At 35.9% G+C, this 13,757-nt stretch carries 14 protein-coding genes; 4 read left to right on the forward strand and 10 right to left on the reverse strand.

Annotated elements, in window-relative coordinates:
- Nucleotides 1–424: 424 nt before the first annotated feature.
- From JCM15579_RS05255 to JCM15579_RS05265, 3 genes are all read right to left on the reverse strand, one after another.
- Complete coding sequence (locus JCM15579_RS05255; protein WP_054716767.1) at nucleotides 425–1,798, reverse strand: DNA recombination protein RmuC; 1,374 nt, start codon at nucleotides 1,796–1,798, stop codon at nucleotides 425–427.
- Between the two features lie 51 nt (nucleotides 1,799–1,849).
- Nucleotides 1,850–2,611 (reverse strand): UDP-2,3-diacylglucosamine diphosphatase, encoded by a 762-nt coding sequence (locus JCM15579_RS05260; protein ID WP_054716770.1) that lies wholly within the window; start codon nucleotides 2,609–2,611, stop codon nucleotides 1,850–1,852.
- 96 nt (nucleotides 2,612–2,707) lie between these two features.
- Entirely contained in the window at nucleotides 2,708–3,862 is a 1,155-nt protein-coding gene (locus JCM15579_RS05265; protein ID WP_054716773.1) for a peroxiredoxin family protein, read from the reverse strand.
- Between the two features lie 321 nt (nucleotides 3,863–4,183).
- On the opposite strand from JCM15579_RS05265, the gene JCM15579_RS05270 reads away from it, so the two are divergent.
- Nucleotides 4,184–5,116, forward strand: coding sequence for a bifunctional riboflavin kinase/FAD synthetase (locus JCM15579_RS05270; protein ID WP_054716776.1), 933 nt, complete (start codon nucleotides 4,184–4,186; stop codon nucleotides 5,114–5,116).
- Nucleotides 5,117–5,228: 112 nt separating this feature from the next.
- Here JCM15579_RS05270 and JCM15579_RS05275 read toward each other — a convergent pair whose 3' ends face one another.
- The 3 genes from JCM15579_RS05275 to JCM15579_RS05280 form a co-directional block, all read right to left on the reverse strand.
- Nucleotides 5,229–7,403 carry a sodium-translocating pyrophosphatase gene (locus tag JCM15579_RS05275; RefSeq protein WP_218186061.1) on the reverse strand — a complete coding sequence of 725 codons (2,175 nt, stop codon included), beginning with the start codon at nucleotides 7,401–7,403 and terminating at the stop codon, nucleotides 5,229–5,231.
- Nucleotides 7,394–7,747 carry a sodium/proton-translocating pyrophosphatase gene (locus tag JCM15579_RS21795; protein WP_218186062.1) on the reverse strand — a complete coding sequence of 118 codons (354 nt, stop codon included), beginning with the start codon at nucleotides 7,745–7,747 and terminating at the stop codon, nucleotides 7,394–7,396. The genes JCM15579_RS05275 and JCM15579_RS21795 overlap by 10 nt, the downstream gene beginning before the upstream one ends.
- A gap of 202 nt (nucleotides 7,748–7,949) precedes the next feature.
- Nucleotides 7,950–8,381 (reverse strand): Rieske (2Fe-2S) protein, encoded by a 432-nt coding sequence (locus JCM15579_RS05280; RefSeq protein WP_157471345.1) that lies wholly within the window; start codon nucleotides 8,379–8,381, stop codon nucleotides 7,950–7,952.
- A gap of 134 nt (nucleotides 8,382–8,515) precedes the next feature.
- On the opposite strand from JCM15579_RS05280, the gene JCM15579_RS05285 reads away from it, so the two are divergent.
- The 3 genes from JCM15579_RS05285 (at nucleotide 8,516) to JCM15579_RS05295 (ending at nucleotide 10,056) form a co-directional block, all read left to right on the forward strand.
- Nucleotides 8,516–8,974, forward strand: coding sequence for a hypothetical protein (locus JCM15579_RS05285; protein WP_054716782.1), 459 nt, complete (start codon nucleotides 8,516–8,518; stop codon nucleotides 8,972–8,974).
- A gap of 177 nt (nucleotides 8,975–9,151) precedes the next feature.
- Nucleotides 9,152–9,625: a transcription elongation factor GreA gene (gene greA, locus JCM15579_RS05290; RefSeq protein ID WP_054716785.1), complete on the forward strand. Its 474-nt coding sequence runs from the start codon at nucleotides 9,152–9,154 to the stop codon at nucleotides 9,623–9,625.
- A 35-nt stretch (nucleotides 9,626–9,660) separates the two neighbouring features.
- Nucleotides 9,661–10,056 carry an HIT family protein gene (locus JCM15579_RS05295; RefSeq protein WP_054716788.1) on the forward strand — a complete coding sequence of 132 codons (396 nt, stop codon included), beginning with the start codon at nucleotides 9,661–9,663 and terminating at the stop codon, nucleotides 10,054–10,056.
- A gap of 59 nt (nucleotides 10,057–10,115) precedes the next feature.
- On the opposite strand, the gene ruvC is transcribed toward JCM15579_RS05295, so the two are convergent.
- The 4 genes from ruvC to JCM15579_RS05315 are packed head-to-tail and all read right to left on the reverse strand — an operon-like array spanning nucleotide 10,116 to nucleotide 13,722.
- A complete protein-coding gene (gene ruvC / locus JCM15579_RS05300; RefSeq protein ID WP_054717077.1) occupies nucleotides 10,116–10,670 on the reverse strand; it encodes a crossover junction endodeoxyribonuclease RuvC in 555 nt (184 codons plus the stop codon).
- Nucleotides 10,663–11,556 (reverse strand): DMT family transporter, encoded by an 894-nt coding sequence (locus JCM15579_RS05305; protein WP_054716791.1) that lies wholly within the window; start codon nucleotides 11,554–11,556, stop codon nucleotides 10,663–10,665. Before JCM15579_RS05305 ends, ruvC begins: the two co-directional genes overlap by 8 nt.
- Before the next feature lie 10 nt (nucleotides 11,557–11,566).
- Nucleotides 11,567–11,869: a DUF4286 family protein gene (locus JCM15579_RS05310; RefSeq protein ID WP_054716794.1), complete on the reverse strand. Its 303-nt coding sequence runs from the start codon at nucleotides 11,867–11,869 to the stop codon at nucleotides 11,567–11,569.
- A gap of 38 nt (nucleotides 11,870–11,907) precedes the next feature.
- Entirely contained in the window at nucleotides 11,908–13,722 is a 1,815-nt protein-coding gene (locus JCM15579_RS05315; protein ID WP_157471347.1) for a tetratricopeptide repeat protein, read from the reverse strand.
- Nucleotides 13,723–13,757: the final 35 nt, after the last annotated feature.

A 13,757-nucleotide genomic window follows, 5' to 3' on the forward strand; every position in this document is an offset into this window, starting at 1 on the left:
GCATACCTAACGTTTAAATTACTCACTTATCGCAAAAGAGGTCAACTATTGTAGGGGCTTAAGAGGGTATGTAAGTATTAGAGGTAGAGACAGCATTAATGCTGTCTGTATAGATATATAGTAAATCAGTAGGCAAACTTTATCTTCCAGACTAAAAACAAGCCAGCAGTTATAAGGCCTCCAACAGTTTTGGCACGCCTGTAGTCAATTTCTATACCTCTGTAGACAAAAGTCATATTCCTGTAGCCGAAATGTATCGCCTGTAGCCCCAATAGGTAGTCCTGTAGCGAAAAGGAGGTGCCTTTAGCCAAATTTACCCTCCTGTAGTAAAACGAGTCAACTATTGTAGGGGGGAGTAGAAGATTTACCCACAAAAAAAGCCACGAAAAATCGTGGCTCAATATCATTGTTACCTCAATTGAAACTATTCTTTCAGTATCGGAGCATCATCCATTCTATCGATTAAGGCTTGAGGTAGTTTTTTCTTCACCTTAGCACCCAGCTCTCTAATTTTTTCAGCACTTCGAATTAGGTTACCACGACCTTCGGTTAGTTTGTTCATCGAGGTAGCGTAAGTTTTTTTAGCCGTATCCATTTGTCTGCCTAAACTGATCATGTCCTCAACAAAACCTACAAATTTGTCGTAAAGAGCTCCACCTTGGCGAGCAATTTCCAAAACATTTCGGTTTTGATGCTCCTGTTTCCATATTGAGGCAATGGTGCGCAAGGTTGCCAATAGGGTAGAAGGGCTCACAATTACAATTTTGTTTTCCCATGCATAGCTAAACAATTCGTGATCTGCCTGTACCGCCATAGCAAAGGATGATTCAATTGGAACAAACATCAATACAAAATCAGGCGAGTTGAGTTCATCGGAACTTTGGTAATGCTTATTAGACAATTCCTTCACATGAGCTTTCATGGAGGTGACGTGATCTTTTAGGAACTTGTCCTTGTCCTCTTCTCCGTTGGAATTCACAAATCGTTCATATGCCACTAGCGAAACCTTCGAATCAACAATTACATGCTTCTCTTCAGGCAAACGAATGATTACATCAGGGCGAATGGTTTGTCCTTCGCTGTTGTGAGTCACCACTTCGCGCTCGTACTCTTCTCCTTTCGAAAGACCCGAACGTTCTAATATTCTTTCTAATACAACTTCGCCCCAGTTGCCTTGTTTCTTCACATCACCCTTTAAGGCTTTGGTTAGGTTATTAGCTTCATCGCTAATCTTTGCATTCAGATCATAAAGCTTTTTTACCTCTTCTTTCAGGCTGATTTTATCGCGCAATTCCTTATCGTACGTTTCCTCAACCTTCTTTTCGAACGAAGTCAGCTTTTCCTTGATCGGACCTAGAATATCATCCATATTCTTTTGGTTCGATGTAGTAAACTCTTTGGTGTTTTCCTTCAGGATTTTAGAGGCAATATTCTCGAATTCTGTGGTGAACTTCTTTTGTAATTCTTCCAGTTCCTGCTTTTGGTTTACCAATCGCTCTTCCAAATTCTTTCTTTCGGTAGCCGAAATAGATACCGAACGGGTTAAGTTTTCGTTTTTATCTCTTTCTTCGCCCAGCAAATTCGCTATTTCCTCTTTTTCGCGTTTTATGTTATTTGCACGCTCTTCCAATATCGATAATTGGTGCGATAATTCACTTTTTTCATTGATAAAAGCATTTTCCTGCTTTAGCAATTCCTCACGATGCAGAGATGCTTGATGCGATATTTTTTTTCTAAGAATTAACCAGGCAATAATTATCCCTTTGGCAATTCCAATTGCGATGTATAAAAATTCCATTTCAATATTTTTTGATGTCGAGACGTAGCAGTGCTAAGTCTCTACGATAATCTAAACAGGTTTTTCGAATTCTTTCAATTCCATTACACCATTATCCAACACGGCATAAGTAAAATGTGTTACCCAATCGCCAGTATTGATATATCTGCTTTTGCCATTCAAATCGATATTGCAAGGCCAGTGACGATGTCCGAAAATGAAATAGTCGAAATGTTCCTTTTTCAGTTCATCTTTGGCATATAGCACCAACCATTCTTTGTCTTCGCCTCTAAATGTATCTGCTTCAATCTTGCCATTTTTAAGTCGACTGTGCCCCGACCAATTGTGTGCCAACCAAATTGCAAAATTGGGATGTATTCTGGCAAACGACCATTGCAGAAACTTATTGGTAAAGATCTTTTTCAGAATCTTATATCCCTTATCGTATGGCCCTAATCCATCGCCATGTCCCAAAAAGAATTTCTTACCCTGAAGTTCGGTTTTTACAATATCACGATGAACGATTACGCCAGTTTCGCTTGGCAAATAATCGAACACCCATATGTCGTGATTTCCGGTAAAGAAATGTACAGGAATTCCCGAATCGGTAATTTCGGCCAGCTTTCCTAATACTCGGGTAAATCCTCTGGGCACTGCACGTTTGTACTCGAACCAGAAATCGAAAATATCACCCATTAGATAAATTGCTTCGGCATCGGTTTTTACTGTATCCAACCACTTTACAAATAACAATTCGCGTTCACGATTATTCTTTAAAGCAGGTGCTCCTAAATGCACATCCGAAGCAAAATATATTTTTTTGTTTTTACTCATGAGAAAGTATCATGTACTTAAAATGCCTAAAGTTTAAAAGTAATGAAAATAAGTTTTCACCTTTGTACTTTAGGCACTTAATCTATTTTAGTTGTATTACTTTACGTATTCAGCAACTTTTTCTTCCAATCTTCTTGCAAAAAGATCTTTACCAACAATTTCACCTCTTTGGTCGATTAGGTAGTTAGCTGGAACTCTTTGTACGTTTAACAAACGAGTTGCGTAACCACTTCCTGTTTCAGGATCACAAACATTGATCCAGTCCATCTTGTCTTCTTTAATCGCCTTTTTCCAAAGCTCAGCATCCTGGTCAACAGAAACATGGTAAATTCTTAAACCTTTGTTTTTATACTTGTCGTAGATTTTCTTTAAGATTTCATTTTGCTTACGAGAATTTGGGTCTTGAGAAGCCCAGAAACTTAATACAATAAATTTTCCTTTTAAAGATGAAAGAGCTACTTCCTTACCATTGCTATCAGGCAATTTGATTTCAGGAAAACTAGCACCGTTTTCTTCAATCATTTTGGCCATGTTTAGATTAGCCATTCTCTTTTCAAGAGTTTTGTAGTTGGCCAAAATTGCTTTGGTATACTCATGCTCAGGGTAAAGAGCTCTCATAGATGAAGCTACAATTTTCACAAACTGAATATCTTTGTTCTCGTTTAAAGTGAAAGTGTTTTCATCAATTTTTTGATACAATGCCATATAGCTAGCCAACGAGGTAGCATTTTGCATGATAAAGTCGATAGAGAATTTTCTTTGTGCCTGAATTACTTCAATATATTCAGCAACTAAATTTTGCGACACAGTTGAGAAATCAGCATCATTTTTCTTTTCTTCCAATTGCTTGCGGATATTAGCAATTTTAGCTTTGGTAACATTTAAAGTATCGTTAATTTGTTTTACCAGTTTCGAACCTTTCGATCCTTCAACAATATACTTTTTATTCATGTTTTCGGCCTTGCTATATACCAACATTTTATCGTTTTCTTCAGCCAAAAGAGTAAGCAATTTACCGTTTGATAAGCGCAACAAGTAAAATTCAGGTTGTGTAATGTTCAAATCAAATTCAAATCGACCTTCTTCGTCAAGTTCTACCGAATCAACAGCAGTTGTACTGGCAACATGCAAATGATCCAAATACAAAGTTTTACCCTTTGCGTTATCGATTTTTCCTTCGATGCTTACATTTCCTTTTTGACCACAAGCCCAAAATAAAACTAGTGGAAGTACAAATAATAGTTTTCTCATACTATGGATTAGATTGTGTTATTTAAACTGCAAAAATACTGGGTTTCGCTATCAAATAATTTATAATCAAAAGCTTTGGCTGATTTGATCTTAAGGTGTCAAATTCTCAAAGCAAATGGGCTGCGAAACTTCAGGCGGAAATTTACTAATAATTTCCTGTATAATCATTATCAACCAATGTGAGATATTGAAGGAATCGATCAGGTTCGGGAATTTTTCATATTTTTGTTTTCAGATTAAAAAGGTGAGATTTTTTGGCTTGAGATAAAGAAGGGATTGATGATTTAGATTGAATTTCACCACATACAATTGATATTACTGATGAAGATATATACGGATCTTAAAGATTTTTCTGCTCTAAACCCTGTGGTTACAATTGGAACTTTTGATGGTGTTCATTTGGGACACCGAAAAGTAATACGTCGATTGCAGGAATTGGCGCATAAAGTGAATGGAGAAACCGTAATTTTTACTTTTTATCCTCACCCTCGTTTGGTTTTGAGTGAGGAGAATAATGGATTACGATTGATCAATACACTTGAAGAGAAGAAGGTTTTGCTTGAGGCGGCTGGTATCGATCATTTGGTAATATATCCTTTTACCAAAGAGTTTTCGAAGCTTTCATATGTAGAGTTTGTAGAGCAAATTTTGGTAAAGCAGTTGGGTATGAAATACCTGGTAGTTGGCTACGATCACCGTTTTGGTCACAACCGCGAAGGAAAGTACGAAGATTTAAAGGTGTTTGCTGATCAGTTGAACTTTAAAATAGAGCGACAGGATGTTTTAAACATGGATGCCATTAACATTAGTTCAACCAAAATCCGAAAAGCCATTGGCGAAGGTGATATTAGAACGGCAAATAAATATTTAGGCTACCGATTTTTTATAAAAGGCGATGTGGTTAATGGGAAAAAAATAGGACATAAAATAGGCTTTCCTACTGCCAATATCGATCCTCAGGAAAGTTATAAGCTGGTACCAAAAGATGGTGTTTATGCCGTTAAAGTGGATGTTGATGACAAGCGTTATTTGGGCATGTTGAATATTGGTGTTCGACCAACGGTAAACAATCAGTTGGATAACCGATCAATCGAAGTTCATATTCTTGATTTCGATCAGGACATTTACTACAAGAACATTACCATACATTTCTATCAAAGAATTCGCAACGAACAATTTTTTGCATCAATTGATGATCTAAAAGCTCAGCTGGCAAAAGATAAGGAAGCGGTTATTGAATTGTTTGGGAAATAAGAATTTGTTTTTGTGGAGACGCAAGGCCTTACGTCTGTACTTTAAATTAGAAAAGTAAAAAACAACCCCGAAGATAATCCTCGGGGTCATTATTACTATTGAAATCAAATATTTAATTTTTACTAGCTTCAATCGGCTCATTTTGTTGATGATTAGAGCTAATTTTATCATTTTTTATTTCTGGTTTTGAATTAGATTCGTTAATAAGTTTATGTGGAATTCTCATTCCATAGAAAGAGCGATACACAAAGAATAAGCCTATAATCAAGAATAATGTTCCAATGTAAGGTGCAATATTTGTTGCCCCGGTTTTATCAGCTTTAACAATTAATTCTATGGCAATTTCTGCAGCCAACAAACCAAATAGAGTTGAGAACTTAATGATCGGATTTAACGCAACAGAAGTAGTATCTTTATATGGATCACCAACCGTATCACCTACAATGGTTGCATCGTGAAGAGGAGTGTTTTTCTCTTTTAAATCAACCTCAACCACTTTCTTAGCGTTATCCCATGCACCACCGGCATTGGCCATGTACATTGCCTGGAATAATCCGAAAATGGCAATTGAAATCAGGTAAGCCACAAAGAAATTAGGACTAAAGAATGCAAAGGCCAAAGTCAAACTTAAGATCACGGCAAAAATATTCCACATTCCTGTTTGTGCATATTGAGTACAGATCTTTACAACATTTTTAGAATCTTCAATATCAGCTTCAGTTTTGTCCAGATTGATATTTTTCTTGATGTATTCAACCGCTCTGTATGCACCTGTAGTAACTGCTTGCATTGAGGCTCCCGAGAACCAAAAAATTACAGCACCACCAGTAATCAAACCAAGAATTACAGAAGGATCAGTTAATTGTATTTGTAATAAAGATTCTCCAGTAGAAAGAACAGTACCTTTAAGGAGAAGAATAATTGCAAAAATCATTGTAGTTGCACCGATAACAGCAGTGCCAATTAATACAGGCTTAGCTGTAGCTTTAAATGTATTACCGGCAGAATCGTTTTCTTCCAAATTGTGCTTTCCTGTTTCGAAATTAGGAGTGAAACCAAAATCTTTTTCAATTTCTTCGCTAATGTTAGGAATACTTTCAATTTGTGACAATTCAAATACTGATTGTGCATTATCGGTTACGGGTCCGTAGCTGTCAACAGCAATGGTAACAGGTCCCATTCCCAAGAAACCAAAGGCAACCAAACCAAATGCGAAAATACCTGGATACTCACCAAAAACATCAATATCCTGAACGGTATAGAATGCAACAGCCATTAAAGCCATCATTACCATGCCTTTCCAGAATGCCGAGAAGTTACCAGCTACCATACCTGAGAGTATAGTAAGAGATGCTCCACCTTCACGAGAAGCAGTTACAACTTCCTGTACATGGCGGGAACCAGAACTGGTAAAAGCTTTGGTTAATTCGGGAATTACAGCTGCTGCGAGTGTACCACAAGAAATAATAGTAGATAATTTCCACCACAATCCTTCCGGAAGATCAGAAATCAGTACATAACTTAAAGCATATGTAACTACAATTGAAATAATTGATGTAATCCATACCAAAGCAGTTAAAGGAGCTTCAAAATTGAATTTATCTAGTTTGCTGTATCTAGCTTTTGCGATAGCTTGATTAACCAGATATGCAAATACCGATGTGAAAATCATTAAGACACGCATGGCAAAAATCCATACAATTAAAGTAGATGCAAAACCAACATTTGGCATTAAACCAGTTTCCCCAAACATCAAAATAATGAAAGTAATTAAGGCAACACCAGTTACACCATAGGTTTCAAAACCATCTGCAGTAGGTCCAACGCTATCGCCAGCGTTGTCACCTGTACAGTCGGCAATTACACCTGGGTTTCTTGGATCGTCTTCCCCAATTTTGAATACGATCTTCATCAAGTCAGCTCCAATATCAGCAATTTTAGTAAAGATACCACCAGCAATTCTTAGAGCAGAAGCACCTAGCGATTCTCCAATTGCGAAACCAACGAAACATGCGCCAGCACTTTCACCAGGAATAAAAAGAAGGATGGCAATCATCATGATCAGCTCAACGCAAATCAGCAATAAACCAACACTCATTCCTGCCTGAAGAGGAATAGACATAACATCAAAAGGCTTTTTCTTTAAAGCAGCAAAGGAGGTTCTACTGTTTGCGTAGGTGTTGATTCTGATTCCGAACCATGCAACACCATATGAGCCAAGAATACCAAGGACGGTCCACAGAAGAATCAGTAAGGTTTTAGGAATGCTTAAATTAGCTAATGCCAAAAAGTAATAACCAATGGCAACGCAATAATCAAGAAAAGAATAATCAGGAATTTACCTTGTTGCAACAAATAGGTTTTACAGGTTTCGTAAATAATATTTGAAACTTTTGCCATTGATTTATGCGTTGGAAGTTTTTTGATGCGATTAAATTGCACCATTCCGAACATTAAACCCAAGGCAATAATTATAATTCCGTAGAGGAGCAAGTTCCAGCCATTCATGCCTCCAACTCCATCAAAGACACTTTGTCTTAAATCAGGAACTACCAAATCGGCTTCACTTGCAAAAGTTGCGAACGGTACACACAAAACCCCGAACACAAGTAGTAATAATGCTTTCTTCATAAGATTAAAAAATTAATTTGAATAGGTGAATTTCCTTTCAAATTATGCATTATTGTTTACCGAGTCAAGCCTTTTTTATATAAATATGCAATCAGAAAAAATTTCGTTGATTTGCTTTGTAAGCTGATTTTGTTATATTTAAGATGTTAAAATTAGTTCTGTTGCAAATGGGACTAATTTTTTTGTGTCTTTTATATATTGATTAGTTGTAAACCCTAAGTATATTACCAGATACACTGGTTCTGTATGATTTTAATGGATGAATGGCTATAGATTCGCTGGTTGGAGCTGCTCCTGTTGAAAGAATAAATTCGCTTCCGCAAACAGGACAAGTCGCACCATTATTCCATGCGTCATCATCATTAGGATCATTCAACTCAACATGTTCTTCAGCTTCAACATCATGAGTGCAAGTAGCATCGTAGGCATAGTATTGACCATTGGTTCTAAAAACAAATATGCCGTGATCTTTGTATCCTAAAGAGCGGCCTTCAATAAAATCGAAATACATGGCCGAATTATTAGTCAATTGATTGTAATAAGTAAGATCAATGTGAGCATTAATTTGTCTGTAAGGAACAATTTCGTTAACATCAACCGAATTGGAACTACATGAACAAATACTTATGCACAATGAAAATAAAATAAAAAAATATAGTAAATTTGATTTGTTGAGTGACATAATTTATAGTTTGCATTGATAAACGCAGGTTTATCCTGGTTATTATTGTGAAAGCGTAAAATTAACAATTAAATATCAGAACTCTCATGGATGAAGGATGGGGAAATATAATATATCTGATCATACTGGCCATTGTAGGTATTTTTAGTTCTATAAAGAAGAGCAAGAAAAAACCTATTGCTATGTCTCCACCTGATGATGGAGAATTAGCGAAGCAAACCACTCCTCAAACTCCGAAGCCGCAAAAAGATTTTGAATCGATATTTGAAGCTTTGTTGGGACAGCAAATGCCCGAGCCATATCAGGAGGATGAAGAATGGGAAACAAAACCCCCAATTACCGAGCAAGAGGTAGTCTTGGATTCAGTTCCTGAGCAGAAAGATCCTCGAGAAAGTAGTATAGAATATACTGAGAAAAATAAGCTTTCGACTTTCGATGCATTAAAGAGTCTCTATCAGGAAGAAGAGGAGGAAGATGATGAAGAAGAGATAGATTGGCGTCAGGCAATAATTTACAAGGAAATTTTAGAGAGAAAGTACAATTAGTATAATTTTTTAGTACTTTTATAAGTCACAGTTTATATGGTAAGAAAGGGAGCATAAATATAAATTTGTATATTTGTATTCCTGAAGAGTTCCGATAAGTCGGGATTCTTTTTGTTTTATAGGTCTTTGATGATCTGGAAATTAAGAAATCAAGAAAAAAATAAATAGGAGGATATTATGTCTGGTTATTCATATGTTACGGCAGATGGTTTAAAAAAACTAAGAGAAGAATTGGAACAGCTTGAGAACATTGAGCGTCCAAAAATTTCTAGGCAAATTGGTGAAGCTATTGACAAGGGGGACTTGTCGGAAAATGCTGAATACGATGCAGCAAAAGAAGCTCAAGGTTTGTTGGAAGCAAAAATTGCTCAGTTGCGAGGAGTTATTGCCAACAGTAGGGTAATTGATGAAACTAAAATTGATACATCAAAGGTTCAGATGATGAACAAAGTTACCATCAAGAACCAGAAAAATGGTGCTGTAATGACTTACACTTTGGTGTCGGAAAGTGAAGCTGACTTTAAAAAAGGCAAACTTTCTATCAATACGCCAATTGCGAAAGGTTTAATTGGAAAGAAAGTTGGTGATGTAGTGGATATTCAAGTTCCGAATGGAATTATTCCTTTCGAAATTATCGAAATTTCTATCTAAAAGAAATAAACTGAAAACTTCTTAAAACAGATAAAATGGCTTCAATTTTCACAAAAATAGTTCAAGGCGAGATTCCTTGCCATAAAATTGCAGAAAACGACAAGTACTTTGCATTTTTAGATATTAGCCCTTTGGCTAAAGGTCATACATTGGTAATTCCAAAGCAAGAAGTTGATTACATTTTCGATTTGGAAGATGATGTATTGGCAGGTTTAAATGTATTTGCCAAAAAGATTGCCAAAGCAATTGACAAAAGTGTAGAGTGTAAACGTGTGGGAGTTGCCGTTATTGGCTTGGAAGTTCCGCATACGCACATTCATTTGGTGCCATTGAATAATATTGGAGATTTAAATTTTGACAATCCTAAACTGTCTCCAAGCCAGGAAGAACTAGCCGAAGTTGCAAAGGCAATTCGTAAAAATTTAGAATAAAAGAATTTCAGATATACAGGAAAGCCGCTTTTTTTAGCGGCTTTTTTCATTTTAAGTATTTACTTTTTTACTCGACTTGGATTGTTTTTTACAAAATCGGCCCATGAACTGGATTTTTTCGCAGTTACCAGTGCATTGTCCTGAAAGAAGTGACAAAGTGCTATTGCAATGGCATCCGACTCATCTGGATTTTGTGGAAAATCTTTCATCTTAAAATAGCGCTGAAGAATTACTGCCAATTGTTCTTTCGAAGCTGTTCCTGTACCAGTAATTGCCAGCTTAATTTTACGTGGGGCATATTCAAAAATTGGGATATTGCGTTGCAAAGCGGCAGCAATGGCTACTCCTTGAGCTCGACCCAATTTCAACATCGACTGAATGTTTTTACCAAAAAATTGCGATTCAATGGCCAATTCATCCGGATGATATTCGTCAATAACTTGCAGTGTGCGTTGAAATATCTTTTGAAGCTTAATATAGGGATCGCCAATTTTTTTCAAATCGAGAACTCCCGAAACCAAGATTTCAGGTTTTCTGTTTACCACTCTAATTAATCCATATCCCATTAAATTGGTTCCCGGATCAATTCCCATAATTATTCTGTCGTTACTCAATTGAATTGGATTTTTGAACAAGTTTTTGCAGTACAATCCCAGCTATAATAAGAACCAAGCCTGCCAGTGTACTAAGATAGATAGATTCTCCGAGAATCAGATTAATAAATATTAATGAGGCAAAGGGGCTTAAGAAAACCAAATGACCAATTTTGTCGGTTGAAACCGTTAATTTCATAGCTTTCAACCAGAGGACATAGGCAATTCCACATTCAACAATTCCAATGTAAATTCCAGCCAATAAAGGTTTGGTATCAGGAATTGTGAAATCAGAAAATAGTGCTATGGTTATTGCAATGTAAACAAAACCAAAAATGAAATTCAGAAATAGCTTGGCAACTTCTTCTCGCTTATCTTTTACATTATAAATCCAATACAAAGCCCAGAAAATTGAACTTCCGATTGCCAAGAATACTCCGAATGGATCTGGAGTTTGCAGTGAAGCAAATGAGCCTTTATTGGCAATTACGACCACTCCTGCAAAACTGACCAAAATGCATATAATACTTTTAATTCCAATTTTCTGTTTTAACAATGGAATCGAAAGCAAAACCAAAGTAATTGGCCAGATGTAATTCAAGCTCATTGCAAATTGAGCAGGCAAAATGGCATAGGCCTTTAGTAAAACCAGATAGTATAAAAATGGGTTTAATAAGCCTAAAATAGCAGAGCTAAAATAATGCTTTCTGCTTACCTTAAAACTGCTTGAGAATTGATTTTTCAGCACCAATAAAACAGACAAAAAAATAAGAGCAGTGCCTGATGAAATCAATAGCAAATGCAGAAAGTCCATACCCTCTAACGCAATTTTAAATGCCGTTGCTACTGTAGACCAACATAAAATTGCCAGTAATGCGTAAGTATATGCCTTTTTTTGCTGATTCAATGACTTGGATTTAAACTTCTTGCAAAAGCGAAGAAAATGTGATTACCTGATTTTGAAATCTGGCATTAAAAACCGCTTTAATTTTTGGTTCAAAGCTATTGATGTATTTTTCCAATTGTTCTTGGGTTTTGAATAGGAGTTGCAATGAATAAGTCATTCCACCATCTTCTTGTGCAACCATTACTTTGCAAAAATAATTATTAGAGAAAGTACAGGTTTCCTTTAAAAGAGGAATGAATTTAATTTTCATCCATTCCACAAAAACTTCCTCTATTTCCTGATCTAGCAAATAGCTTGTATTGTATAATAACATATTATTTATCTTTAAAAGTCGCGCAAATTTATAAAAATCTATCTCAAAGCATTTATCCTTTTTCGCGCTTCAACAGAAAAAATACTATCGGGATAATCTGTAATAATCGATTTATAACATTCTAATGCAGCAGTTGAATTTTGCATTTTTTCAAGTAGTTTTCCCTTTTTGAATAATGCTTTATCAGCAATTGAATCCCAGGGATGATCTGTAATTATCTTTTCAAGATTTCTCAGAGCTTTATCCAATTTATTCAGCTGCAAATAGATTTCATATTTTTTGAAATACACTTCATCTACCAGGCTATGGGCCGGTTGATTTCTTAACAACTCATCCAATTTGCTCAAGGCTTCATCTTCTTTTTTCTGGAATAGTAAAAACTCAGCTTCAGCGTATGTTTTCATTGCCGTGTAACTGGTATCTAGTGTGGTATTATCACTAATCAACTGCGATAAAGCAATGGCATCATTGGCAATTAATTTGGAAGTACTCCCTTTAAGGGCATCCAATTGTGCTTTTGCCCATTTAAGTTCACCCATATAGTATGAAACCTTAGCCTTTTTAAACTTTGCCTCGTAGCCTATGGTGTTGTTTTTATTGGCTTTTTCAATTTGAGAATAGAGCAAAATGGCATCCCATTTTTCATCGGCAAACAATTTAATATCTGCCAATTCCATTTTAATTTCTGATTTAAATTGTGGGTGAATGTTGCGATTTTTTAGAACAGCTTCAAGTTTTTCAATTGCTTTATCGCTTTGGTTTAGGTAAGCCGATAAAATGTGAGAATGTCTAACAATAGCCCTGCTTGTTTGTCCAATATTTTTTTCTTGGATTAAGAATTTTTCATAGGAAGAAGCCAAGCTTTTCCATTCTTCTTGCGAGGTATTTGGAGCATCGTTTAGCTGCAAAAATCTTGTTTCTAAAAATTCTGTTTTGGCTTTAAAATAGTTTGAAGCTTCGGCACCTTTATCAATAACGATCTGAAAAGCTTCCAAAGCAGTTTCGAAATCTTTATTTGTTCTTGCTGTATAGGCTAAAGACATTAAACGAAATCCATCTTCCTTTTTTATTAAGTCGATAGATCTGGCTTGCGCCAAGGCAGGTTTAAACTGTTTTTTCTGCATAAAGTACCATTGCAATAATTCTTTCAAAGCCAAATTGTCTGGTTCTGTCTGCATTTTATTCAATAGCTGATTTCTGATAATTGGATCCAGACTGGAATCGATATCTTGAGCAAGTGCAGATTGAAGGCGATTTTGTACAGAGTTTACCTTACTTGGATCAATAGATACGCCAATTAAAAATTCAGTAAGCATTTTTTCAAAATCTCTTTGGTAGAGATAAATATTTCCCAATTCGATATGATAGAGATGTGGTTGCTTTAACAACTCTCTTCCTCTTTCATAGGCCTTGGCAGCAAACTCATATTCGCGTTTGGAAATAAATGCATTGGCAATACTATTAATATCAACCTTAATGGGTTTTAGCTTTTGTAGTGCTTTATTGTATTGCTTGATTGCTTCTCCTTCCTGATTCCATTTTTTATAGACATACCCCAAACTTATAATGAAACTATTATCATTCGGATTCTTTCGTACCTGTTTCTTTACAAAACTTTCAGCATCCTTAAATTCTTCCAATTCAAGCAGGCAATCTACGTAGTAGTTGTAATAAGTTTTGGATTTTGTAACATCGTACAAATCGTAAAAGAGGGTAGAAGCTGGCTTGTACTCCTTGTCGCGAAAGTATTTAAACGCCAACTGGCTTCCAGATTGGATGTTCAATTGACCAAAAGTAGAAAGGCCTACTGATAACAATGAAATCAGTAATATACTTGTTAGAGTCTTTTTCAAAATGAATTTTTTATTGATTCAGCACCATAAAAATA

It is taken from the genome of Marinifilum fragile JCM 15579 (assembly GCF_001310955.1).
In the GTDB taxonomy this organism is placed as follows: Bacteria; Bacteroidota; Bacteroidia; order Bacteroidales; family Marinifilaceae; genus Marinifilum; species Marinifilum fragile.